Source organism: Rhodococcus quanlei (genome assembly GCF_055231015.1).
Genome location: NZ_JBUYWD010000006.1, coordinates 112912 through 137359, shown reverse-complemented (window position 1 = coordinate 137359; position 24448 = coordinate 112912). Strand labels below are relative to the sequence as shown.

24 protein-coding genes, 1 tRNA gene and 1 pseudogene are annotated in these 24448 nt (G+C 64.1%); 14 read left to right on the top strand and 12 right to left on the bottom strand.

What is annotated here, in order from left to right:
- Nucleotides 1–14 precede the first annotated feature (14 nt).
- On the top strand, nucleotides 15–1484 hold the full coding sequence (locus ACZI8Q_RS04870; protein WP_463372369.1) for a metallophosphoesterase family protein: 1470 nt from the start codon (nucleotides 15–17) through the stop codon (nucleotides 1482–1484).
- Here ACZI8Q_RS04870 and ACZI8Q_RS04865 read toward each other — a convergent pair.
- On the bottom strand, nucleotides 1403–2020 hold the full coding sequence (locus ACZI8Q_RS04865) for a TetR/AcrR family transcriptional regulator (protein WP_463372368.1): 618 nt from the start codon (nucleotides 2018–2020) through the stop codon (nucleotides 1403–1405). The two genes, ACZI8Q_RS04870 and ACZI8Q_RS04865, sit on opposite strands and share 82 nt — an antisense overlap.
- 49 nt (nucleotides 2021–2069) lie before the next feature.
- On the opposite strand from ACZI8Q_RS04865, the gene ACZI8Q_RS04860 reads away from it, so the two are divergent.
- From ACZI8Q_RS04860 to gluQRS, 3 genes are read left to right on the top strand one after another with little or no spacing between them, the layout of a single operon-like run.
- A complete protein-coding gene (locus ACZI8Q_RS04860; RefSeq protein ID WP_463372367.1) occupies nucleotides 2070–2738 on the top strand; it encodes a lysophospholipid acyltransferase family protein in 669 nt (222 codons plus the stop codon).
- 50 nt (nucleotides 2739–2788) lie between these two features.
- Complete coding sequence (locus ACZI8Q_RS04855; RefSeq protein ID WP_463372366.1) at nucleotides 2789–3397, top strand: TetR/AcrR family transcriptional regulator; 609 nt, start codon at nucleotides 2789–2791, stop codon at nucleotides 3395–3397.
- Between the two features lie 31 nt (nucleotides 3398–3428).
- Nucleotides 3429–4337, top strand: coding sequence for a tRNA glutamyl-Q(34) synthetase GluQRS (gene gluQRS, locus ACZI8Q_RS04850; protein ID WP_463372365.1), 909 nt, complete (start codon nucleotides 3429–3431; stop codon nucleotides 4335–4337).
- 3 nt (nucleotides 4338–4340) lie between these two features.
- On the opposite strand, the gene ACZI8Q_RS04845 is transcribed toward gluQRS, so the two are convergent.
- Complete coding sequence (locus ACZI8Q_RS04845; protein ID WP_463372364.1) at nucleotides 4341–4895, bottom strand: DUF4190 domain-containing protein; 555 nt, start codon at nucleotides 4893–4895, stop codon at nucleotides 4341–4343.
- 139 nt (nucleotides 4896–5034) lie between these two features.
- Between ACZI8Q_RS04845 and ACZI8Q_RS04840 the strand changes: the two genes are divergently transcribed.
- A complete protein-coding gene (locus ACZI8Q_RS04840; RefSeq protein WP_463372363.1) occupies nucleotides 5035–5955 on the top strand; it encodes a hypothetical protein in 921 nt (306 codons plus the stop codon).
- A 133-nt stretch (nucleotides 5956–6088) separates the two neighbouring features.
- The gene (locus ACZI8Q_RS04835) at nucleotides 6089–6814 is read left to right on the top strand and encodes a queuosine precursor transporter (RefSeq protein ID WP_463372362.1); all 726 of its coding nucleotides are present in this window, start codon (nucleotides 6089–6091) and stop codon (nucleotides 6812–6814) included.
- On the opposite strand, the gene tgt is transcribed toward ACZI8Q_RS04835, so the two are convergent.
- The 7 genes from tgt to ACZI8Q_RS04800 all read right to left on the bottom strand — a co-directional run bounded on the left by tgt (nucleotide 6805) and on the right by ACZI8Q_RS04800 (nucleotide 17168).
- Nucleotides 6805–8055 carry a tRNA guanosine(34) transglycosylase Tgt gene (gene tgt / locus ACZI8Q_RS04830; protein ID WP_463372361.1) on the bottom strand — a complete coding sequence of 417 codons (1251 nt, stop codon included), beginning with the start codon at nucleotides 8053–8055 and terminating at the stop codon, nucleotides 6805–6807. The two genes, ACZI8Q_RS04835 and tgt, sit on opposite strands and share 10 nt — an antisense overlap.
- 24 nt (nucleotides 8056–8079) lie before the next feature.
- The gene (locus ACZI8Q_RS04825; protein WP_463372360.1) at nucleotides 8080–10008 is read right to left on the bottom strand and encodes an ABC transporter ATP-binding protein; all 1929 of its coding nucleotides are present in this window, start codon (nucleotides 10006–10008) and stop codon (nucleotides 8080–8082) included.
- Nucleotides 10008–11738, bottom strand: coding sequence for an ABC transporter ATP-binding protein (locus ACZI8Q_RS04820; protein ID WP_463372359.1), 1731 nt, complete (start codon nucleotides 11736–11738; stop codon nucleotides 10008–10010). The genes ACZI8Q_RS04825 and ACZI8Q_RS04820 overlap by 1 nt, the downstream gene beginning before the upstream one ends.
- Before the next feature lie 75 nt (nucleotides 11739–11813).
- A complete protein-coding gene (locus ACZI8Q_RS04815) occupies nucleotides 11814–14150 on the bottom strand; it encodes an MMPL family transporter (protein WP_463372358.1) in 2337 nt (778 codons plus the stop codon).
- 63 nt (nucleotides 14151–14213) lie between these two features.
- Nucleotides 14214–14819, bottom strand: coding sequence for a TetR/AcrR family transcriptional regulator (locus ACZI8Q_RS04810; protein WP_463372357.1), 606 nt, complete (start codon nucleotides 14817–14819; stop codon nucleotides 14214–14216).
- Between the two features lie 106 nt (nucleotides 14820–14925).
- Nucleotides 14926–15381 (bottom strand): RrF2 family transcriptional regulator, encoded by a 456-nt coding sequence (locus ACZI8Q_RS04805; protein WP_463372356.1) that lies wholly within the window; start codon nucleotides 15379–15381, stop codon nucleotides 14926–14928.
- A gap of 41 nt (nucleotides 15382–15422) precedes the next feature.
- Nucleotides 15423–17168: a sigma-54-dependent Fis family transcriptional regulator gene (locus ACZI8Q_RS04800; protein WP_463372355.1), complete on the bottom strand. Its 1746-nt coding sequence runs from the start codon at nucleotides 17166–17168 to the stop codon at nucleotides 15423–15425.
- Nucleotides 17169–17271: 103 nt separating this feature from the next.
- On the opposite strand from ACZI8Q_RS04800, the gene ACZI8Q_RS04795 reads away from it, so the two are divergent.
- The 4 genes and pseudogenes from ACZI8Q_RS04795 (at nucleotide 17272) to ACZI8Q_RS04780 (ending at nucleotide 19592) form a co-directional block, all read left to right on the top strand.
- Nucleotides 17272–18258, top strand: coding sequence for an alpha/beta fold hydrolase (locus tag ACZI8Q_RS04795; RefSeq protein WP_463372354.1), 987 nt, complete (start codon nucleotides 17272–17274; stop codon nucleotides 18256–18258).
- Nucleotides 18259–18323: 65 nt separating this feature from the next.
- On the top strand, nucleotides 18324–18845 hold the full coding sequence (locus ACZI8Q_RS04790) for a hypothetical protein (protein WP_463372353.1): 522 nt from the start codon (nucleotides 18324–18326) through the stop codon (nucleotides 18843–18845).
- A gap of 1 nt (nucleotide 18846) precedes the next feature.
- On the top strand, nucleotides 18847–19065 hold the full coding sequence (locus ACZI8Q_RS04785) for a hypothetical protein (protein WP_463372352.1): 219 nt from the start codon (nucleotides 18847–18849) through the stop codon (nucleotides 19063–19065).
- A gap of 321 nt (nucleotides 19066–19386) precedes the next feature.
- Nucleotides 19387–19592 (top strand): annotated as a pseudogene (locus ACZI8Q_RS04780) (tyrosine-type recombinase/integrase).
- Between the two features lie 101 nt (nucleotides 19593–19693).
- On the opposite strand, the gene ACZI8Q_RS04775 reads toward ACZI8Q_RS04780, so the two are convergent.
- From ACZI8Q_RS04775 to ACZI8Q_RS04765, 3 genes are all read right to left on the bottom strand, one after another.
- Nucleotides 19694–19784 (bottom strand) — tRNA-Ser (locus ACZI8Q_RS04775).
- Between the two features lie 62 nt (nucleotides 19785–19846).
- The gene (locus ACZI8Q_RS04770) at nucleotides 19847–20305 is read right to left on the bottom strand and encodes a nucleoside deaminase (RefSeq protein WP_463372351.1); all 459 of its coding nucleotides are present in this window, start codon (nucleotides 20303–20305) and stop codon (nucleotides 19847–19849) included.
- Nucleotides 20306–20860, bottom strand: a complete 555-nt coding sequence (locus tag ACZI8Q_RS04765) for a tRNA adenosine deaminase-associated protein (protein ID WP_463372350.1) — start codon at nucleotides 20858–20860, stop codon at nucleotides 20306–20308.
- A gap of 49 nt (nucleotides 20861–20909) precedes the next feature.
- On the opposite strand from ACZI8Q_RS04765, the gene ACZI8Q_RS04760 reads away from it, so the two are divergent.
- From ACZI8Q_RS04760 to ACZI8Q_RS04745, 4 genes are all read left to right on the top strand, one after another.
- Entirely contained in the window at nucleotides 20910–21878 is a 969-nt protein-coding gene (locus tag ACZI8Q_RS04760; protein WP_463372349.1) for a prephenate dehydrogenase, read from the top strand.
- A gap of 165 nt (nucleotides 21879–22043) precedes the next feature.
- Nucleotides 22044–23294: a molybdopterin-dependent oxidoreductase gene (locus tag ACZI8Q_RS04755; RefSeq protein ID WP_463372477.1), complete on the top strand. Its 1251-nt coding sequence runs from the start codon at nucleotides 22044–22046 to the stop codon at nucleotides 23292–23294.
- Complete coding sequence (locus ACZI8Q_RS04750) at nucleotides 23291–23770, top strand: hypothetical protein (RefSeq protein WP_463372348.1); 480 nt, start codon at nucleotides 23291–23293, stop codon at nucleotides 23768–23770. The genes ACZI8Q_RS04755 and ACZI8Q_RS04750 overlap by 4 nt, the downstream gene beginning before the upstream one ends.
- Entirely contained in the window at nucleotides 23767–24444 is a 678-nt protein-coding gene (locus ACZI8Q_RS04745; RefSeq protein ID WP_463372347.1) for a methyltransferase domain-containing protein, read from the top strand. The genes ACZI8Q_RS04750 and ACZI8Q_RS04745 overlap by 4 nt, the downstream gene beginning before the upstream one ends.
- Nucleotides 24445–24448: the final 4 nt, after the last annotated feature.

Genomic DNA, 24448 nt, shown 5'->3' with positions numbered 1-24448 from the left:
CTAGCCTGACTTCCATGCCGCTCGGGAGGCTCGCCGCCGTTCTGGTGACATGTCTTGTCATGGCCGTGTCCTCGAACGCGACGGCGGTGGTCACAGAGCCGCGATCCGGTGACTCCGTCGGCGTTGCCGCACGGGGATTGACCTCTTCGGTGCCGACTGAATCGGCGATCATGTTTTCGGGCACCACTGACGAAGCCTTCCCCTACCTGCGGTACGAGGTGAATTTCGGGTTCGAAGCCCGTTCCGTCGAACTCGAGTGGCACGGCCGTTCGGTCAACCTGAACGACTTGGCGATGCATGTGTGGGACGAGGGCTCCCAGTCGTGGGGTGAGCCGGTGAGTGTCGCAACGCCTACCGTTCCGGGTGGCCCGGTTGCATTGTCGGCAACCTTGGAACGGACCGCGGAAACGGTGGACGTGTTGGTGATCGACAGCCCGCGCCGCGACGACGCGTTCCGGCGCGCCAACTCGACGCCGGATCAACAGTTCGCCGACCCCGACGAATACGACTTCGCTCTTCAGCACATCACCGACACTCAATACCTCGCGCGCGACAACCCCGCCGTCTTCGAGACGATGACACAGTGGACAGCCGACAACGCGGCGCACCGAAAGATCGCGTATGCCATGCACACCGGAGACGTGATTCAGAGTTGGATCAGTCCCGGCCGTCCACCGGACAAGGCCCGGAAGGAGTTCGAGGCTGCCGACGACGCCATGTCGATCCTCGAGGAGGCCGGTGTCCCCCACGGCGTATTGCCCGGCAACCACGACAACATCTGGAATGCGGCGGGGCGACTCGTGCCCGGCGCCCATGAGGAGAACCACGCCCTCTACAACGAGTACTTCGGCCCCGCCCGCTACCGCGATCAACCGTGGTGGGGCGGTTCGGTCACCGCATCCGACAACTCTGCCCACTACGACCTGATCGAGGCGGCCGGTGCGAAGTTCCTGATGCTCAGCATCGGCTACAACCCGCCCGAGCACGTGATGAGTTGGGCCGAGGACGTGCTGCGCGCGCATCCGGACCACAACGTCGTCATCGGTACGCACTACTACCTGGACGAGTCCGGGGATCTGCGCATGTCCGGGTTCGGGGACGTGGGAGGTAGTTCGGGCCAACAGATCTGGAATCGGCTCGTGGTGCCGTTCGAATCGGTATTTTTGGTGTTGTCCGGCCATGTCGACGGCCAGACCACCGTCACCGATCGCAAGGTGGGCGACAGCGATCGCACCGTGGTGGAGCTTCTCGCGGACTACCAGAACTTCACCGTGGACGGTCGCCGTGAAACCGGATTTCAGCGGCTGCTGCAGTTCGACATCGACGGGGGCACCCTGGCCGTCACCACGCATTCACCTGCGCTGAACAGTTTTCGGGTGGAGGATTTCGACCCGCAGCACCGCTATTCGCCGGAGGACGGCGATTTCGTGGTGGACTTCGAATTGCGGGCCGATGTGCCACGCGCGGTGATACCCGACAGGTGATCGGCCACGATCGTTCGCGCTATTCGGTCGGTGTCGATCCCGTCGGCCACCACGTTCAATGCGCCGGTTCCGGCAAGTATCGCCAGCCCGTGCAGGTTCGTCCAGAGTTTCACAGCAGAGACCTCGGGGTCCGGTGCCTGGGCCAACAGTTCGACAAGGACCGCGAAGAGTGGACGGGAGTGCTGCCGCAGGTGGGCACCCGATCCTTCCAGCAGGTCGTGTCGGAACATGAGTTCGAACAGCGGACGTCGACGAACCCCGAATCTCGTGTAGATCAGTGCAATCCGCTCGAGTCGCTCGGCAACGGGCACGGTGTCGTCGACCTGCGTGATTGCGCCCCCCAGTTCGACGAACCCTCGGGCTGCGATCTCGGCGAGTAGCAATTCGAGCGTTGGGAAATATCTGCGGGGAGCCCCGTGCGAGACCCCCGCGCGTCTGGCAATCGCTCGTAGCCCGATGGATTCGGATCCCTCTTCCAGCAGAAGGTCGATCCCGCACTCGACCAGTCGCTCGCGTACGTCTCGATGCTCCACCATGGTAGACAGTGTCTACCAATAGTCAGGAATAGTCGAGCGGAGCACGCCCGTGTGGTACTGGATCTTCAAATACATCCTGATCGGCCCTGTCCTGAGAGCATTCGGGCGGCCGACGATCACAGGAGCAGAACGGATTCCACGAGAAGGGCCGGTAATCCTGGCGAGCAATCACCTCACGGTCGCCGACTCCCTCTTCCTCGTCCTGATGGTGCGCCGCCGGATCACCTTCGTCGCCAAGAGCGAGTACTTCACGGCGCCAGGCGTGGTCGGCCGAATGAAGAAGTGGTTCTTCACCGCTGCCGGCCAGGTTCCGATCGACCGCAGCGGCGGCGATGCCGCGGCGGGAGCGCTCGCCACTGCACGCCGGATTCTCGCCGACGGGAAAGTGTGGGGCATCTACCCGGAAGGCACCCGATCGCCTGACGGTCGACTCCACAAAGGCAAGACCGGAGTTGCCCGCGTTGCGCTGTCGACCGGCGCCGTGGTGGTTCCCGTCGCCATGCACGGGACACGTGAGGTCAACCCCATCGGCACCCGAATGTGGCGATTCGGGAAGGTGTCGATCACGGTGGGCGAACCGCTCGATCTCAGTCGGTACGTACCCCTCGCCGATAACCCGAATGTAGTGCGCGCCACAACGGACACGGTGATGCAGAAATTGCTGGACCTTAGCGGACAAGACTACGTCGACACGTATGCCGCGCGGGGGGCTCGCTAGTACACGCCCCCATTCGGTGCCGCATTCCGTACGCATGTACTGTGCCTGCAATGCGAGAGCGGCGTTACTCCTCCACGAGCCCCGACCAATTGGCCGCGGCTCTGTTCGACGTGGCGGCAGACGCAGGACTCGAGAATGCCAGCGTGCGTGAGGTGGCCAAACGCGCAGGTGTTTCGATTGGCGCTGTACAGCACCACTTTTCGACCAAAGACGACATGTTCGCCTTCGCGCTCGGAAAGTTCGTCGACAAGGTGCTCTCACGCCTCGCGACGGTCGAACAGGACGACGATCCGGCCCGCGCCCTGTTCGGGGCACTCTCCCAGCTGCTTCCTCTCGACGACCAGCGTGCGCGTGAGGCACATGTCATCACCGCTTTCGCGGTCCGTGCGGCAACCTCGCCCGCTCTCGCCGAGATCCGCCGCAAGACGTTGTTCACGATCCGCACCGGAATCTCGGCAGTCCTCATCGGCATCGGCACACCCGAGGCCGAAACCCGCGCAGCACTCCTGCTGGCCACGGTCGACGGGCTCGCTCTCGACGCCGTCGGCAGTCCCGCGCTGTACCCGCCGGAATACCTGCAGCACGTTCTCGAAACCCAGATCCGGCTTACGCTGACCGGAACGGACGCACATCGTCACGAGATCGAACTCGCCAGCTGACCGATCTCGGCAACGAGAAGGGAGACAGCCCGTGGGCGGTGCAGGCCGATTCGCTCCGAGCCCGTCCGGCGATCTCCATCTGGGAAATCTGCGGACTGCCCTGATTGCGTGGCTGTTCGCACGCAGCACCGACCGCCGATTCCTGCTGCGCGTGGAGGATCTCGACCGAGTGCGCGAGGGGTCGCGGCAACACCAACTCGACGACCTCGCCGCACTGGGGCTCGATTGGGACGGTCAGGTCCTCGACCAGTCGGCCAGGCTCGAACACTACGAACATGCGATCACACAATTACGTGACGCAGGCCGTACGTACGAATGCTTCTGCACGCGCAAAGAAATTCTCAGTGCCCCCTCTGCGCCCCACGCACCCAGCGGCGCATATCCGGGAACATGCCGGGATCTCACGCCGCAGCAACGCCGCGACAAGGCGGCCACCCGGCCTGCCGCGCTGCGCCTACGCGCCGATACCTCCAGCTACACGATCACCGATCTCCTGTACGGCACCTACCCGGGAACGGTGGACGATTTCGTGCTGCGTCGCGGAGACGGGACCCCCGCATACAACCTGGCGGTGGTGGTCGACGACGGCGCCCAGGGCATCGACCAGGTAGTGCGCGGAGACGACCTGTTGAGCTCGACACCGCGCCAGGCATATCTGGCCGAGCTGCTCGGACTACCGATCCCCCACTATGCGCATGTTCCCCTCGTCCTCAACAGCGAAGGAAAGCGCTTGGCGAAGCGTGACGGTGCCGTCACCCTGGCCGACCAGAAGGCACTCGGCCACACACCCACCCAGGTTCTCGGAGTACTCGCCGAATCCTTGCGGATGGCGAAGCCCGGTGAAATCGTCGGTCCGGAAATTCTTCTCGAACGCTTCGACCCCGCCGCTCTTCCCCGAGAGGCATGGATTTTCGACGACTCGGACACTCGCTGCCCCTAGGTGTCAGTAACCGTAGGGTGAGGTGGCCGCATCCCTGATCGCGTAGACGAAGAACAGCATGTAGGCAATGATCACCAGAATGCCGACGACGCCGATCGCGATACTGGCTATGGCCAACCCTCGGCCCTGCTGACCCGACTGCTTGATCTGCCCGAGCGACACCATCCCGAGAATCGGACCGAGGACGAACCCGAGACCGCAGGCAAGGAATCCCCCGAGGAGCGTGACGGCCAGCGAGGCAATGGCCAGCCCGTTGGTTCCCGATGTCTGGGTGTAAGGGTACGGATTGGAGCCGAAGGCACCGGGCGCCCCGTACTGCACAGGTGGGGCGTACTGGACCGGCGCACCATAGTGTGCTGGCGACATCTGAGGCGGCACAGTCTGATTGCCGTATACAGGCTGCGAATCGGGGGGATTCTCCGTGGGAGCCGAGTACGTTGCCTGACCACTCTCGGATACTCCGTAACCGTCACGAGGAAGGGGAGGAATTTCCCCATAGGTGGGCCCATCGGGCCCGGCGTAGCGGTTGTTGCTGTCGAATCCCCCGGTGTTCGTCACTCGACCAGCATAAAACATGAGGTGAGTGGTGTTGTGAGGTGACCCGACGCCATGCAAAGGTGAGCAAAGCCAGTAACTTCATCGTAAGTTGGTTGGAGCACATGCGAATATCCATTCGCGCACTAAACGAGGGGATTACATGACGACCGGTGGATACGACCCGAACAACCCGACGGGAGGGCAGCAGCCCTACGGCCAGCCGCAACAGGGCAACAACCCGCCGCCGCAGGGTCCCGGTGGCTACCCGCAGCCTCCCGGCAACAACGCGCCCGGTAATTACCCACCGCCCCCGCAGGGCAACTACCCCCCGCCGCCGCAGGGTCCCGGCGGATACCCCCAGGGTGGATACCCGCCGCCGCCCGGAAACTACCCCCCGCCGCCGCCGTTCCAGCAGCCGCAGCAGGGCGGCCCCGGTTCCGGCCAGATCTCTGTCGGCGATGCGATCTCGTACTCGTGGAAGAAATTCAGCGAGAACGCCCTGGTGTGGGTGGGCATCGCCTTGGTCGCCATACTCATCAACGTCGTCATTCAGTTGATCTTCGGCAACAGCCTTGTTGTCGACGCGTCCGGTGACTTCTCGGTCTCCGCGGCCGGAATCATCGGCATGTTCGTCAGCACCATCGTGGGCTACCTCATCAACGCCGCATTCGTTCGGGGCGCCCTCCACGAGATCGATGGCAACAAGCCGGCCTTCGGGTCGTTTTTCCAGTTCACCAACGTGGCCGCGATCGTCATCGCCAGCATCATCATCGGTATCGCGTCGACGATCGGCTTCGTACTCTTCATCATCCCCGGTCTGGCCGTGATATTCCTGACATGGTTCACGCTGCAGTTCGTCGTCGATCAGGATCAGCAGCCGATCGATGCCATCAAGGCGAGCTTCGAGCTGATCAAGAACAACGCCGCTCCGCTGCTGCTGCTGGCATTGGCGTTCGTCGGCCTGAACATTCTCGGCGCCATCCCTTGCGGTCTGGGATTGTTCGTCACCGGGCCGATGACCATTATCGGATCCACCTACGCGTACCGGGTTCTGACGCAGCGTTACGTCTCTGCGGCCTGATCGAATCCCACCCCGACCAATGTCACACCGGTTCGCGTGAGCTGAACGTGTGTGACATTCGCCGGGAGGCGCGAGTCCGCCTCGGATGGGGCGGGCTCGCGCTCTGCTGTGCCGAAGTGCTTGGATGGCGGCTGTGACAGCACAGGATCAGCAGGAAAACACGGCCACATTCGCGCACGTCAGTCGCGGGTACTACCCCACCATCGTTGCGCTTTTCACCGCGACACTGCTGATCTCGAATATCTGCGCGACCAAGGGGGTCGCGTTCCTCGGGGATTCCGAGTTCGCCATCGGACCACTCCAGATCCTGCCCATCATCACGGACGGCGGATTCTTCCTCTTTCCCCTCGCCTACATTCTCGGTGACGTGCTCAGCGAGGTGTACGGATTCAAATCCACCAGACGGGCCATCTACCTGGGGTTCGGTGCCCTCATCCTCGCCGCGTTCTGCTTCTGGGTGCTCCTGGCGCTGCCGTCCGCGGACTTCTACGAGAACCAGCCGGCGCTCGAGTCCGTCGTCGGCGTCTACCCGCAACTCCTTCTCGCCGGGCTCGCCGGGTACCTCGTAGGCCAGCTGCTCAACTCGGTGACGCTCGTCCTCATCAAGGAACGCACCAAAGAAAACCATCTGTGGGCGCGCCTCATCGGATCCACCGTGGTCGGCGAGTTCGCCGACACCCTGATCTTCTGCTCCATCGCCGCCACCGCCATCGGCATCAGCACCTGGACCGACTTCGCCAACTATGTGATCGTCGGCTTCCTGTGGAAGACCCTCGTCGAGGTGCTGGTCATGCCCATCACTTATCGGGTGATCGCCTACGTGAAGAAGCACGAGCCGACCTACGTGCTTCAGGAGTAGAAGCGGCCCAGCGTCTGCTCCTTGAACTCGTGGAAGGTGCCGTCGTCGATGCTGGCACGAATATCGTCCACCAACCGAACCGTGAACCGCTCGTTGTGAATGGTGCACAGCGTCGACGCCAGCATTTCCTTCGCCTTGAACAGATGATGGATGTAAGCGCGCGTGTAGTTCGCGCACGTGTAGCAGTCGCAGTTCTCGTCGATCGGAGTGAAGTCACGCTTGAACCGGCTGGTGTTGATATTGAACCGGCCGTCCGGGTGGTAGATCGCCGCATTGCGCGCCACTCGTGAGGGATTGACACAATCGAACGTGTCCGCCCCGTTCTCGATGGCGGTGAAGAAGTCGTCCGGCTCGCTGATCCCGAGCATGTGGCGCGGCTTGTGTTCGGGTAGCTCCTCGTTGCACCAGCGCACGATGGTCCCCAGGTTCTGCTTCTCGAGCGCGCCGCCGATGCCGTAGCCGTCGAATCCGCGGCCGGTCTCACCGACGATCGATTCGAGCCCGCGGCACGCTTGCCTGCGCAGGTCCTCGTACTGCGCGCCCTGCACCACCCCGAACAACGCCTGGTACGGCCGGTGCGTCCGCTGCGCGGTCAACTTCTCGTGCTCGGCGATGCACCGCACCGCCCACGCCTGTGTCCGCTCCACCGACTCTTCCTGGTAGCCGCGCGTGTTCATCAGCGTCGTCAGCTCGTCGAACGCGAACATGATGTCAGCGCCCAGACGGTGCTGGATCTGCATCGACACTTCGGGGGTGAACCGGTGCATCGAGCCGTCGAGGTGCGACTTGAACGTCACCCCGTCCGCGTCGACGTGCGCGAGGCGTTCCTTGCCTTCGGCGATGACGTCGTCGGACTGCACCCCGATGTGCTCCATCGCGATGACCTTCTTGAACCCGACACCCAGCGACATCACCTGGAACCCACCGCTGTCCGTGAACGTCGGGCCGCCCCAGTTCATGAACTTGCCGAGGCCGCCCGCCTCGTCGACGACGTCGGACCCGGGTTGCAGATACAGGTGGTAGGCGTTGGCCAGCAACGACTGGGCCCCGAGGTCCTTCATGCTCTCCGGCAACACCGCCTTCACCGTCGCCTTGGTTCCCACCGCAACGAACGACGGCGTCGCGATGTCCCCGTGCGGGGTGTGGATGGTGCCGGTCCGACCGAGGCGGTCTTCCAACCGGGTTCCGACGGTGAAGAACGGATCGGGCGGAGCGGGCACGGCAGCGGGAACAGCATTCACGTCGGCCATCCAATCACAGAACGCTCAGACGTCCGCACCGACGAACTGGCTGTTGTACAGGCGAAAATAGGCGCCACCCTGCTCGATCAATGCCTCGTGGCTGCCCTGTTCCACGATGTGGCCGTCCTCCATCACGACGATCACGTCGGCGTCGCGGATGGTCGACAACCGGTGTGCGATCACGAAACTGGTCCGGTCACTACGCAGCACCGCCGTGGCGTGCTGCACCAGCGACTCGGTGCGCGTGTCCACCGAACTGGTCGCCTCGTCGAGGATCAGAATCGACGGCTTCGAGATGAAGGCTCGGGCAATCGTGATGAGCTGCTTCTCGCCTGCGCTGATGTTGCTGCCTTCTTCGTCGATGACGGTGTCGTACCCACCGGGCAGGGAGTGCACGAAACGGTCCACGTAACTGGCACGCGCCGCCTGCAGGATGTCGTCCTCGGTCGCGTCCGGCCGACCGTAGGCGATGTTGTCGCGGATGGTCCCGCCGAACAGCCAGGCATCCTGGAGCACCATGCCGATGCGCGATCGCAATTCGTCTCGCGACATCTGCGCGACGTCCACGCCGTCGAGAAGAATGCGGCCGCCGTCGAGCTCGTAGAACCGCAGGATCAGGTTGACCAGCGTGGTCTTGCCCGCGCCCGTCGGTCCGACGATCGCCACCATCTGCCCCGGTTCGGCCACCAGGTTCAGATCTTCGATCAACGGGACCTGTGGCGAGTACCCGAAGGTGACGCCATCGAACTCGACCCGCCCCTTCGGGTGCGGCGGCGTCGGGGCATCCGCCCGGTCGGGGGTCTGCTCGTCCTCGTCCAGGATCTCGAAGACACGTTCCGCCGACGCCACCCCGGATTGGAGCAGATTGACCATGGCACCGATCTGCGTGAGAGGTTGGGTGAACTGTCGCGAGTACTGGATGAACGCCTGCACATCGCCGATGCTCATCGTGCCCGAGGCGACGCGCATACCGCCGATCACCGCGATTGCCACGTAGTTCAGGTTTCCCAGAAACATGATGGCCGGCATCACCAATCCCGAGATGAACTGGGCGCGGTAGCTTGCCTGGTACAGCGCATCGTTCTCTTCCTCGAAGCGGGCCTGCACCTCGCGGCCACGTCCGAACACCGTCACCAGTTCGTGGCCCGTGAACGCCTCCTCCACGTGGGCGTTCACGTGTCCCGTCGACTTCCACTGGGAAACGAAGTGCGGCTTGGAACGTTTCGCGATCATCGCTGTCACCAGTACCGACAGCGGCACCGTCAACACCGCGATCAACGCCAGCAACGGCGAGATCACGATCATCATCGTGAGAATCCCGATCACCGTCATCAGCGAGACGATCAGCTGACTCATGGTCTGTTGCATGGCCTGTGACACGTTGTCGATGTCGTTCGTCACCCTGCTCAGCAGGTCGCCGCGGGCGTGGGAATCGAAGTAGCGCAATGGGAGTCGATGAATCTTGCGTTCGACGTCGGCACGGAGTTTCCGGACCACCGACTGCACCACGATGTTCAGCACATACGCTGCCGACCACATGAACAGCGACGAGCCGATGTAGAGGATCAGCACGGTGACGAGTACCTGAGCCACTGCGCCGAAGTCGATTCCCACACCGGGAATCACATTCATGCCGGACACCATGTCCGCGAAGGTGTCCTGGCCTTGGTCACGCAGATTGTCGACGGCCTGCTGCTTGGTGAGATCGGAAGGTAGTTGCTCGCCGATGACCCCGTCGAAGATCAGGTTGGTGGCCTCACCGAGCATGCGCGGCGCCAACGCGGTGAACAGCACCGAAATGGCGGTCAGCACCAGCACACAGATGCCGGCGACCCGATGCGGACGCAGCCGGCCGAGCAGCCGTTTCATCGACGGCCACAGCGCGTGCGGTTTCGTCCCCGGAGCGCCTGGAGTGCTGGGGATCGGTGGCCCCGCCGATTTGCGTTCTGCCATCACGCTTCCTGCACGGATCGTTGGGATTCCACAATTTCCACGTAACACGGGCACGTGGTCAACAGGTCCTGGTGCGTACCGATTCCGACGATCGCTCCGTCCTCGAGAACGATGATCTGATCGGCGTCCTCGATGGTCGAGACCCGCTGCGCGACGATGATCATGCAGGCATCGGCCGTTTCGGGGCGGAGGGCGGCGCGCAATCGGGCGTCCGTGGCGAGGTCGAGTGCGGAGAAGGAGTCGTCGAACAGGTACACCGACGGTCGCCGCACCAACGCGCGGGCGATGGCCAGCCGCTGCCGCTGACCACCGGAGACGGTGGTGCCGCCCTGGGCTATCGGGGTGTCGAGACCTTCCGGCATCGCGCGTACGAAGTCGGCGGCCTGCGCGATCTCGAGGGCATGCCACAATTCGTCGTCGGTGGCGTCGGTTTTGCCGTATCGCAGGTTCGTGGCCACCGTTCCCGAGAACAGATACGGCCGCTGCGGCACCAGACCGATCCCTGACCGCAACAGATCGAGATCGAGGTCTCGGACGTCGTGACCGGAAACGGTCACCGCGCCCGCCGTGGCATCGATCAGCCGCGGGATCAGGGACAACAGCGTGGTCTTCCCGGAACCGGTACCGCCGATGATCGCTGTCGTCCTCCCCGGCTCCGCCCGGAAGTCGATGCCGCGCAACACCGGTTCGTCGGCGCCGGGAAACTTGAACTCGGCGGCCTGCAATTCCACGACACCGGGGTTGGCGATGGTGGTGATCGGGTCCGAGGGCGGCACCACCGTCGAATCCGTGTCGAGCACCTCGCCGATCCGCTCGGCGCAGACGGCCGCACGGGGCGCCATCATCGCAATGAACGACGCCATCATCACCGACATGAGGATCTGCATGATGTAGCTCAGCAGCGCGGTGAGCGAGCCGACCTCCATGTCGCCGCCGGCGATCTCGTGACCGCCGAACCAGATGACAGCCACGCTGGTGACATTGGCAATGACCATGACCAGTGGGAACATCATCGCGGTGAGCCGGCCGACACGCAGCGCAGTTTCGGTCAGCTGCTCGTTCGCCGCAGCGAAACGTGTTTCTTCGGACCGCTCGCGGACGAAGGCGCGCACGACACGAATGCCGGTGATCTGCTCACGCAGCACACCGTTGACGCCATCGATACGTGTCTGCATCTCCCGGAATGCGGGCACCATTTTCGAGATCACCCACGTCATCGCCAACGCGAGAATCGGCACGGTGACCGCCAGAATCCAGGACAGGCCCGGGTCCTCGCGTACCGACATCACCACGCCACCGACGCACATGATCGGTGCCATCACCAAAATGGTGCAGCTCATCACCACCAGCATCTGTACCTGCTGGACATCGTTGGTGTTGCGGGTGATCAGTGACGGCGCACCGAATCGTCCGACCTCACGGGACGAGAAGGACCCCACCTGCCGCATGACGGCACTACGGACGTCGCGCCCGAATCCCATGGCCGTCCTGGCGCCGAGGTAGACGGACCCGATGGAGCCGAAGATCTGCACCACCGTCACCCCGAGCATCACGACACCGATGGACAGGATGTAGTCGGTGTCACCCTTGGTCACACCGTTGTCGATGAGATCGGCATTGAGGCTGGGCAGGTAGAGGGCCGCTGCTGTGGCCACCGCCTGGAATGCCACCGCCCCTGCAAGCTCACGCTTGTAGGGGCGGAGGTAGGTGCTGAGAAGTTGGATCAGCATGATGTCAAAGGCTACGCCTGTGCGTGGTTTGCGAGTCCAGAGACTCGCAAACCACGCACAGGCTGCGGAGCCGGCTTACGAGGCCGGAACCGATTCCTTTTCCTCCGACCCCGAATCGAGAGTCTTTTTCAGGTTCTCGCCCTCGATGTCGACGTTCGGGAGAATCTTGTCCAGCCACTTCGGCAGCCACCATGCCTTGTCGCCGAGCAGCGCCATCACCGACGGGATGATCACCATTCGGACGACGAAGGCGTCGAAGAACACCGCTGCCGCCAGCGCGAAACCGATCGACTTGATGAAGGAGTTCGGTTCGGCGATGAATGCCGCGAACACCGAGATCATGATGACGGCCGCTGCACTGACCACCCGTGCTCCGTGGTTGAAGCCGATGGTGACGGCCTGCTTCGCGGTCGCTCCGTGGACGTACTCCTCACGCATACGGGTCACCAGGAACACCTGATAGTCCATCGCGAGTCCGAACACCACGCCGATCAGGAAGATCGGCATGAAGCTGACGATCGGTTGCGGGTTGGCGATGAGTCCGCCCCAGCCTTCCTGGAACACCGCGACGGTGGCACCGAAGGTGGCCGCCACGCTCAGCAGGAAGCCGAGGGTTGCCGTCAACGGTACGAGGATCGACCGGAACACCAGGAGCAGCAGGATGAAGGCCAGACCCACGACCACCGCGAGGTACGGGATGAGCGCGTCCTGCAGCGTCTCGGAGATATCGCCTTCGAGTGCGGTCTGCCCGGTGACGCCGTACTCGACACCGATGGAATCGTTGAGTGCAGACTCCGCGCCGCGAATGTTGTCGACCAGTTCCATCGTTGCGGCTTCGGTCGGCCCGGTGGCGGGGGTAACCAGGATCTGCGCGGTGTCCCCGGCCTTGTTCATACCGACGACCTGTGCGTTGACCACGCCGTCCTGTTCGGAGATGGTGGCGACCACCTCTCCGAATGCCTCCGACGCCGGCACACTGGCGCCCTGGGCATCCGCGACCACCAGCAGCGGTCCGTTCTTACCGGGGCCGAAGCCCTCGTCCACGAGGTCGTAGGCCTGACGTGAACTCGTCGCCGGGTCTCCCGTTGCCTCGCTGGGCAACGCCAGGCTCAGACCGGTCGCCGGGATCGCGAGCGCCCCGAGCAGTACGACACCGCCGATCAGTGGGACGGCGGGTCGGCGGACGACAGCGCTGATGTAGCGCAGCGCCATGCTCGGCTTACCTTCGTCAGTTTCGAGGTCACGGCCCGAAAGGAAAGGAATCTTGCCCGCAAATGCCTTGTGCCCGAACAGGCCGAGGATGCCCGGCAGCAACGTCAACGCAATGAGGACAGCGATCAGCACGGTGAATGCGGCGGCTGCGCCCATATCCGAGAGGAATGGGATGCCGACGACGCGAAGGGCTACCAGCGCGATGATCACGGTGAGGCCGGCGAACACCACGGCGGAGCCTGCGGTACCGACTGCACGTCCGGCAGCGTCCGCCCGATCATCGGTCTGGGACAGTTCGTGTTTGAATCGGGAGACGATGAACAGCGAATAGTCGATGGCGACAGCAAGCCCGATCATGATGGCCAGCGTGGGGGTCATCGAGCTCAGGTCCGTGAAGCCGGTGGCGACGGTGATACCGAGGCTTCCGATCGCGATGCCGATGATGGCGGTGATCAGCGGAAGTCCTGCGGCGACGAGCGATCCGAAGGTCAAGGCGAGGACGATTGCAGCGACACCGAGTCCGATGAGTTCCGTAGTACCACCGGGGGGCTCTACCGCGCTGGCGGCAGAACCGCTGATCTCGACGGTCAAACCGGCATTGCGTCCGGCGTCGGCTGCTGCCGAGATCTGCTCGCGCAGTTCGTCGCTCACATCTGTAGCACTGCCCTCGAACGGGACCTCGACGTATCCGACAGTCTTGTCTTCGTTCAGCGGGGAGAGCGCTTCGGCGTTCGCCAGTGCAACGTCCTCGGGGATTCCTTGCTCGGACGCAGAGGCTTTGGACATCTCGGCCAGCTGCGCGTCGGCCACAACAGGGTTCACCAGCGCCTGCGGCGAGTCACCCGGCGCAGCCTGGGCCGCGTCCTTGACCTTGTCGATACCGCGAACCTTGGTCAGGACGGCATCCATCGCCGCCTGACTCTGTTCACTTTCGAGGGTCTGCCCCTCGGGGGCAGCGAATACGTACCGCGCGGACAGCGCAGTCATCGGATCCTGGCCCTCAGCCTGGGGGAAGCGTTCGGCCAGCAGGTCCTGAGCTTCCTGTGCCGGGGTACCGGGGATGGAGAACGAGTCCTTGGTGGGTCCGGACAGGGTGGCGGCCCCGACGCCCATGAGCACCAGGATCACCAGCCAGACCGAGAGGACGGCACCTTTTCGCCGATAGGCGAATCTGCCGATCCGATAGAGATAGGTGGCCACGAGCGGCTCCTCAGTTGTCGGTTTGCTGACGGTTGTCGGGTTGACGGGGAATGTTCGGTGCGGCTACTCGGGTTGGGGCAGGCCGGCGCGAATCTGCCGGAACGATTCACGTACCAGTTCACCGGGCCCGGATGCTCCGGATTTCCCGCTCATCCACAGCTCGAGCGAGGCTTTGCATGCCCCGCCGACCATCATGTGGACGAGACTCGGATACAGGTCCTTGTCGAGATCGGTGCCGGTGCGTTCGGCGATCACCGACCCCAGGAGACGGGTGATGCGTACGTGCATCTCGATCTTCTTCGCGATGAGCGCCGGACTGGACTCGACGATCTCGATCAGTTCGTAGGTGTCCTGGAGGGTTCGGGCAGGATCCGCCACGATCTGCACCATCAACTCTTCGAGCGAGTCGAGGATGGGCTCGTCCGCAGGACGGGCACGCAGTGTCTCGACCCAGTCCTGCACGTAATGCTCGAAGTGCTCGAGCACAGCTTCTTCTTTGTTGGCGAAGTAGTTGTGGAACGTGCGGGTCGAGACCCCGGCTTCGGCGGCGATTGCGTCCGCGGTGACGCATTCGATCCCGAGAGTGCGCGCGAGCCTGGCGGCCGCGTCACTCAAGGCGGCACGGGTTTCCGCCTTCTTGCGGTCACGGAGGCTCGGGCTTGGGGTCACCTCTTCGACAGTACCGATCTTGCACTCCTCTGCAACTTTGCAGAGGGGTGCAAATTAGTGCCGTTCGACACACGCGCCCGCGGCCTGTGCCGAACATCACCCGAGGTCAGCGCCTACGCCACGCACCCGGGTCCGCAGTCAACTCGTTCAGGAAGTCGGGCAAGGGCCCCGCGGCGACATCGGCGATGGTCACGTTCTCGAGTACCGCACGCAGGTTCACCCGCACCCCGATCCACACGTCCCGCAGCGTCCGGGCGTGGCCGGTGTAGTCGACATCTTCCGGCCGCTCACCGCGTACCGACGCCAACGGGCCCTCGACCGTTCTGATGACGTCGGCGATCGAAATGTCCGCCGCATCGAGCGCCAGCCGATACCCGCCGTCGGGCCCGCGGCGGCTGTCGACCAGGCCGCCGCGCCGGAGATCCGCGAGCACGGCCTCGAGGAATTTGTGCGGAATGGTCTGTGTGGTGGCCAGAAATTCCGCTTTGCACAGCGCAGGGGCGGCAGCGGCAAGCTCGACCAGTGTCCGGACGGCGTAGTCGACCCGGGCTGTGATGTGCACGCCCAATTCCTACCATTCGAGTAGAAATAGTGCGACGTCGATCAACTGATGCCGAACTGCCTGATCCGTCGATAGATGGTGGCCCGCGAAATGCCCAGTGCGGCGGCAGCAGCCTTCTTGTCGCCGGCGTTGTCGTGCAGACTTGCCACGATCGCATCACGCTGAAGCGCCTCGATCTGAGTCAGCCGCCGGCGCGTCACGGCTCGACACTCGGCTGGCAGTGCGTCTACAGGCACCGTGCCGGATCGCTGCTTGTGCACCACCTGACTCAGTATCCGGCGCAGTTGGGCGACGTTTCCGGGCCAGCCGTAGCGCGCGAACTGGGCCGCGGCCTCCACGGACAACGTGGGCCCAGCCCCCTGTGCGAGCTGCGCGAGAAGGTGCGGAATCAGTTGATCGAGATCACCGATACGATGCCGCAATGCCGTCACTGGCACCACACGCTCGAAAACTCCGAGCAACGCCGACGGTTCGGTGCCTCCGAACGCCCCGACCGTGCCCCCCACCCAGCCGTTGGACCGGCGTTCCTCGAGTAGCAGACTCAGCTCCTCGGCGACGGCGGGGTCCAGCGCGTCGAGATCACGCAAGACGAGCCTGAACTCGTTCGTATCCGTTGCCGCCAGGACGTCCGCGAGCAATCGACGGTGGTCGTCGTACTCGGTGACCGCGATCATCGTGGGCGCCCGACCAGGAAGGTTCTCTGCAGCCGCCACCCCCAGCAGGTGCCCGCGCCCGACCCCGGCCTCGCCTTCGACCAGCACCCAACGTCCGGTTCGCACGCGGCTCACGACCTCGGCGCAACTTCGGCCCCACGACGTACTGGAGCCGACCACGCCGGGCAGTCTCCGCGGCGCCACAGCCGCCAGGGCGGGCTCCGTCTTCGGCTCGTCGGCTGCGACCGTGAACACCACGGCACCACTACCTGCGATCTCGGAATCCGCGGGGACCAATCGGAAGCTCCGCCCGCTCGGCACCCGTACCGTCAGCGGCTGCACGATCGACGACACCAGCAAGTCGACTGCGTGGCCGACCAGAACCACCTGGTCGTTCTTACTCAACTCTTTTTGCACGTAGCTGTTCGCCAGCACGACATCCCCACCGACGGCCAGCACTCCCTTGGTGGTGCGTCGGCACGTGCGCTGATACACCTCGAACAACGCACGCTCGCGCATGGTGGAACCTTCGAGAATGCGGTTCTCGATGCTCCGGACAGTCGATTGAGCCAGAGCCGTCAGGAGCGGCCGCGAATCGGTCACCGGGCACGTGAGATCGAGCGCACCGAGCAAGGATCCCGAAAGGGGGTGAAGGATCGGTACGCCGACACACGACACCGTTGCCAGTTTCTCCACGTAGTGCTCACTGCCGTGCACCCGCACCGATTCTCGAGACTCGATGGCTGCACCGACCGCATTGGTGCCGAAGAACTCCTCGGCGCAGCTGTATCCGGTCTCTACGCCCAGCTTGTCGAAGGCCGAAGACATCCGTCCGTCTCGCGTGCGGTCGAGCACCACTCCGTCCGCCGACGCCAGGATGATGCCCACCGATTTCCCTGCGAGATCACCCATGAGTTGGGCCGTGACGGGAAGTGCCGCCCTGGTGAACGGCGATTCCGGGTTGGGTTCACGCACGAATCGCAGGTCTGGACGGTCGAGATCGACCTTCCATGCCTTCGAACGCTTCCACGAGTCGAGAATCGCACGCGGAACGGCGTCGAAAGCAACATCTTCACCGCCGATGAACGCTTCGCGGGCGGTCCGGATCGTCAGCGCCGACGAACTTTTGGGCACGTTTCACCTTTTCGCTGCATGTCAAAGCGTTACGCCCTGATCTATGTCACAAGTGTCTCAGACTGAGACGCGCCTCACATAATCGCCATGGTTGATTAAAGATATGACCAGTTTCGACAGAACCACCGACATGTCCAATGTGACCGTCATTTCTCGCACGCGGCGATCCACGATCGTCACCGACGACGGGGTGCCACTTGCTGTCGAAACCTGCGGTCCGCGCAAGGCTCCGCTCACCGTCGTCTTCATTCACGGTTTCACCATGCGCAAGGAATGCTGGGGCGCCCAGAAGGAATACCTGCAGCGTGTATGGGGTTCCGAAGTCCAAATCGTCTCCTACGATCAGCGTGGCCACGGCCGGTCCGGCGAAGGTCACCGCAACACGTTCCGGGTGTCGCAACTCGGCGACGACCTCGAGGCGCTGCTGCGCACCCTGCCCGCGCGGTCGAAGGTCGTTCTCGTGGGTCACTCGATGGGAGCCATGACGATCCTCGCGTGGGCTCGCCGTCACCCCGAGCGGGTCGGTACCACTGTCGTCGGCGCTGCACTGCTGTCCACCGCGGCCGCCAAACTGAAGCACTCGGGAGTCGCCCAGCTACTGCGCGGCCCCTTGGTTCCGACCGTTCAGGCCACTGCCCGGCGTATCGGCCCCCTCGCCGACGTCGCACGTGGCGCACTCAACCCCGTCATCGACACCGCGGTACGGCACTACGCATTCGGTAAGAAGTTCTGCGACGCTCCCACCGCCGAACGGACCGCGGCCACGATTCGTGGCACGAAAACCCGCACGATGCTGGGCTTTCTCAGTGCGCTGGCCGAACACGACGAAACCGCCGCACTGCCGTTGCTCGCGAGCATCCCGACCGTCGTCGTGTGCGGGGCCAAAGACAGGATCACACCCTTCCACCACTCCGCATCGATTGCGGACGAGCTACCCGACACTGAACTCGTACGCGTTCCCGGCTGCGGACACATGGTCATCGACGAGAAGCCACTCGTCGTCGGCGCCGCCCTGGACCGACTCCTGTCCGCGGCGCGCCACGGCGAAGAATTGACGGGCAGGCAGCGGATTCACGCGGTCCCGAACTGAGTCCGAGCCCGGCCTACCGGGCCGCCCCCAAGCTGACGCTCGATCAGGTTCAGGATCTGGCAGGGGTGCGAGTGGATGCTGACTTCACCCTTGATGTTCAGTCCGCCTTGGCGGGTGAGGTCGCGTCGTTCTTCGGTGAGAATTGTTCGGTTCGAGACATACGGGCAGATCCCCATAGTGGTTACCGCGCCGTTCACGTTTGGGTGCGGGTGCCGGCCGGACGTGCCGAGATCCAGTTCCGAACCGTCGCACAGAGCGCTTGGGCGAATGCATTCGAGCGTCTTGCCGACAAGGTTGGCCGCGGAATTCGCTACGGAGAGGCTCACGAATATCCAGAGATTCGCGCTATTGTCGAGGCTCTTCATGCCACATCGCGCGGTATAGCCACGTTGGAGCAGTCTCAGCAACAGCTCGCCAACGAATACTCGCGGCTGGACGCGGTGCCGAAGGCTGATCGTGACGGAGACTACGATGCTCACGTGCGACTCGCAGCGGAACTTGAACGATCTGTTTCAGCAGCGCATGAGGAGTATGTTACGAGCTTGCGCAAGATGGCACGTACTCTTGACGCTATGGAGGTTGGTTGACATGCCAGGATACGTCATCGAGTTCAATCGTCGGACTCGCGACAGGCGCGTGCATGAGTTCCCCGACCACCACGAAGCGATGCGCTATCGACTCCGTCTGGAGGCGGAACGGCAAGACCCCGATGTCGAGATCGCCGCACTGTTGAGTAGCTCACTAGCGACCTTGCAGCGCACCCATTCGCGCTACTTCACCGGCAAAGAACTCGCTTCGGCCACGTAACCCCCCTGGTTCTTCCACTGGGCGTAACGCTCGGCCGTCGAAGCACTATCCACCGTGTGCACGAGCGTCCGACAATCGCGACATCTGGCAAGACGGTTACGACCTGGACCTCGAGCACGGGAGAAGTTGGCGCGTGGACAGTCCGCGACGTAGCCCTGCCGCTCGGTGTCGGAATCGTCCGTGCAATCGAGGCAATGCGTGCCGCTGACTTTTCTGCGGCGCACGTGGCGTTCGGCGCGAGCGTCGGTGATGCGATCTCGGGCACGGGCTGAGACACAGAAAGCCCGCCGGTGATCTCGAGGTGAGGGCCGGGGCCAGACAATCGAACGGTTCGCTGTCCGGCCGACGAGGGGGGTCCAGCGGGTCACACCACACGATCTGCGGCACACGACACCTCGCTGGCGATCAGTTCCGGGGTGAACGCACTGGCGCTGGCGCGGATGCTCGGACACACGAGCGCGAAGGTCACGTTGGACACCTACAGCGACCTGTTCGACTCCGACTTGGACGGGGTAGCGGCTCGTTGAATGACGCCTACACATCGGCAAACGTGGGCACGGGACACCGGATCAGACTCGATCAGGGCACAAAAAAAAGCTCCCCACCTGCGTGAACAAGTGGGGAGCTATGGCGGTGGCGGAGGGATTTGAACCCTCGGTACGGGGTTACCGTACACAGCATTTCGAGTGCTGCACCTTCGGCCGCTCGGACACGCCACCGCCGGAGACATTACCGGAGGTGACGCCTGAGCCGAAATCGGCTGGTGAGGCGGGTGCGGCGGCTATCGGTGTTCGCGGAAGAAGTCGTCGAGCAGGGCGGCGCACTCGCTTTCGAGCACACCACCGCGAACCTGTGGACGGTGGGTGAGTCGGCGGTCGCGCACCACGTCCCACAGCGAGCCGACGGCCCCGGTCTTGGGTTCCCAGGCCCCGAAGATCACCCGTCCGACCCGCGCGAGGACGAGGGCACCTGCGCACATCGTGCACGGTTCGAGGGTGACCGCCAGCGTGGCACCTTCGAGCCGCCATCCGTCACCGTGTACCCGCGCGGCCGCCCGTAGCGCCGTGATCTCGGCGTGCGCGGTGGGATCTCCGGAGGCCTCCCGGGTGTTGGCGGCACGCGCGAGTTCGGTCCCGTCGGCAGCGAACACCACCGCCCCCACCGGTACGTCTGCGCTGTTCGAGTCTCGTGCCGCCTCGATGGCGACCCGGATCATGCGCTGGTCGTCGGGCAGACCCATCTAACGCGGGAGCTTGTCCATCACGGCGGACAGTTCCGATGTGAAGCCGAGGCGCTGCGCGATCATGCCCAACTGTTCGTCCGGGTACAGGTCCGTTTCCGCGGTGATCACTGCCATCATCGGCTCGGGCAGACCGAGATCGGACAACACACCCAGGTCGCCTTCTTCCCACGGCTCGACATCGTCGAGATCATCCGGGTCGATATCCGGGACGTCGATGTCGAGTGCTTCGAGGACGTCCGCCGCGATGTCGTAGTCGACGGCCATGGTGGCGTCGGAGAGCAGCATCCGCGTACCGGAGGGTGACGGGCGGAGCACCACGAAGAATTCGTCGTCCACGTCCAGTAGACCGAACAGGGCACCTTGGCTTCGTAGCCCGCGCAGTTCCTGCTCGGCTGTGCGAAGACTGGTCAGGCACGCCTGATCGAGCGCTTTGACCTTCCAATGGCCGTCCTCGTGTACGACAGCAACACCGAAGCCCTCCAGATCCTCCGCGGAATCCATAGAGGTCCTACTCTCTACCGTGCGGTTATCGCTTGTCCGCTGTGCACCCATGCGAGCAACGGTAGCCCGCAATACGCCACTGAATGAAGTCTGTGACGAAATGTGCCAACCTGTTCGGGTGTCCAACACTCGACAACCTGTTCCTGTTTGCGTGCTCGGTCTGGGCTTGATCGGTGGTTCGCTGTTGCGTGCCGCCGTGGCTGGAGGACGTGTGGCCTGGGGATACAACCGCTCGAGCGACACCGTGGAGGCAGCGCGTGCCGACGGTTTCGACGCCGACAGCGATCTCGTCGCGACGTTGAAGCGTGCTGAAGCGGACAAAGCGCTCATCGTCGTCGCGGTGCCGGTCCCGGCAGTCGATGCCGTTCTCGCGGCGATAACCGAATATGCGCCCGACTGCCCACTCACCGATGTCGTCAGCGTGAAGGCGGAGATCTCGGCAGCCGTCTCACGCCACGGGCTCGCGAGCCGATACGTCGGTGGGCATCCGATGGCCGGTACCTCCGAGTCGGGATGGGCAGCCGGTGACGCCGGTTTGTTCCGCGGCGCTGTGTGGGTGGTGGCGACGGACGACGACGCCGACCCGACGGTGTGGTCTCAGGTTGCACAGTTGGCGTTGGACTGCGGTTCGGAGGTGGTTCCCGCCGAGTCCGCCGAACACGACCGGGCGGCAGCACGTATTTCCCACCTGCCGCACATCCTCGCCGAGACGCTGGCTGTCACCGGAGATGACGGTGGTCCGCTCGCGCTCGGTCTGGCCGCCGGATCGTTTCGCGACGGCACGCGGGTGGCGGGCAGTGCGCCCTCATTGGTGCGCGCCATGTGCGAGGGCAATCGCGACGGCTTGCTCATCGCCGTGGACGAGGCTCTCGACCTACTGACCCGGGCCCGGCGCGATCTTGCCGAGAACGGCTCCACCGCCACGCTGGTGGAGGCCGGGCATGCCGCGCGCACCGCCTACGAAAATCAGCAGACGTCGGACATCACCGGGATCACTCCGGGCGACGACGGGTGGATCGACGCCATGCGCGAAGCTGGAAGGCGCGGCGGCCGGGTCCGTCGCCTCTAATAGCGGGACCGGGTCCGTCGCTGTGGCTCATCCGATTAGCACGTCGAGTCCAGGGGTATGTCTGCCCTGCCCCTGTCGCTGACCCAACGCCGACCGATCGACGCCGACCTGGGCACCGAATCACCGTCAGAAGCTCGTAAGTCCGGCCTACGGGGTGTGCGCGCGATGAGGAGACACCGCCTGCGTTGGCGAAGCCCACTGCGTGGGCCCTGGTTGACTTCGGTGTTCGGTTCGGTCCTGTTGATCGGCTTACCGATCGTCGCTCTCACCGGTCTGTTGTCGTATATCGCGTACGGTCCACAGTTCGGGCAGGCCCGGCCGGCCGACGTCGGCTGGCTGCACCTGCCGTACTTCGCGTGGCCGACGAGCCCGTCGTGGCTCTACCGGCTCACGCAGGGGTTGCATGTGATTCTCGGACTGATCCTGATACCGGTGATATTGGCGAAGTTGTGGTCGGTGATACCCAAACTGTTCGAACGGCCACCTGTGCGGTCGGTGGCGCAGGGTCTCGAGCGTTTGTCACTCTTGACATTGGTAGGCGGGGTGTTGTTCCAAATCGTGACGGGCGTGCTGAACATCCAGTACGACTACATCTTCGGGTTCGACTTCTACACCGCCCACTACTGGGGAGCGTGGGTTTTCATCGCCGGGTTCGTCTCCCATACCTGCCTGAAGTTCCCGATGATGTTGCGCTCGTTGCGGTCCCGATCGATGCGTGAGGTTCTGCATACCGGGGTTTCCGGCACTGAACCGGAACCACGTGACGAGCACGGGCTGGTGGCAGAACATCCGGACAAGGCGACCGTGAGCCGACGCGGCGCCTTGGCCCTCGTGGGGGGCGGCGCGCTCATGCTCGCCGTGCTCTCCGTGGGTCAGACGATCGGCGGCTTTCTGCGTGGCGCAGCTCTTTTGCTTCCCCGTGGACGCACGCACGGCGATGGCCCGAACGGCTTCCCTGTCAATCGCACCGCAGAAGCCGCCGGCATCACGCCGGATCTCACAGACTCCAGGTGGCACCTCGTGATCCTCGGCGGATCAGCGCCGCTGGAGCTGAGCCGACCACAGTTGGCGGCCATGAATCTCCACACGGCAATGCTGCCGATCGCCTGTGTCGAAGGCTGGTCCACCACCGAAACCTGGACAGGCGTGCGTCTGCGCGATCTTGCCGCGGCCGCCGGGATCGACTCGTTCGACTCCGCCGAGGTGATATCGCTGGAACGCTCGGGAGCCTTCAATCAGGCGATCCTGAACGAGGGACAAGCGCGCGACGACGACTCACTTCTTGCGCTCAGAGTCAACGGCGTCGACCTTTCGCTCGACCACGGCTACCCGGCCCGGGTGATCGTGCCCGCGCTGCCCGGCGTCCACAACACGAAGTGGGTGCAATCGATCGAATTCCGTGGGGTGAGCGCATGACCTGGTTCACCCGGCACTACGGCACCGGCCTCCCCCATCTGCTGGCGATGCTGTTCACGATCGCCCTCGTCGCCTACTCACTGCACGTGGTCGGCGTGCGCACCTTGTGGAATCCCGACGTGTGGTGGCAGTCGATCTCGGTGTGGTTCATCGGAGCCTTGGTCCTCCACGACCTGGCCCTGTTCCCGTTGTATTCGCTCGCCGACCGGGCGCTCACTGCAAGTGAACCTCTCGTGAGGGTGCGAGCGCTCAACTACTTGCGTGTCCCGGCGCTTGCCTCGGCACTGACGTTCGTCCTCTTCTTCCCCGGCATCATCGAGCAAGGGTCCGAGGCCTACTTCGCCGCGACCGGGCAGACGCAGGATCCGTTCTCGACCCGCTGGCTATTCCTGACCGCGGGATTCTTCACCGCTTCCGGTGTCGCCTTCGCCGTGCGGACGGTCATGGCCCAGCGAGCAGATGCGGGCCGACCATGACACGCATCGTCTCCGACCCACTCGACCCGGTATCCACCGACGTCCTGTTGACCCGGGCCGCCGCCGGACTGCCGTGCTGGGTTCGCACCTCGTTCGGACAACGCCACCCGGTGCCGGCGGGCCGATGGCTAGGCGGCGAAGCCGCAACCCCTACAGACCGCTGCGCCGACGCGGTGATGCTCGCCGACTGTCACGGCCCGACCCTCGATCTCGGGTGTGGTCCGGGCCGTCTGACGGCCGCGCTCGTCGCCGGGGGCGTGGACGCGCTAGGTGTCGACATCTCGTCGACGGCGGTGCGGATGACGATCGAACGGGGTGGGCTCGCTCTGCGCCGCAACATCTTTGACTCGCTGCCGCACACCGGCCACTGGGCGCACGTTCTGTTGGCGGATGGCAACATCGGGATCGGCGGTGACCCCGTCCAAGTACTCCGCCGCGCACGCCAATTGCTCGACCGGCAAGGCACGCTCGTCGCCGAGGTGGAAGCACATCGCGCTATCGACTTTCGCTGCGAGTTTCGCCGGTGGGAGACGGACACGCTCGTCGGGCAGTGGTTCGCATGGGCCCGCGTGGGTGTCGCCACGATCGGCGATCTGGCCTATGCCGCCCGGCTGCGTGTGGTGAACGTGCGAACACACGCGGACCGCTCCTTCGTACGGCTCGAATTACTGTGACGCC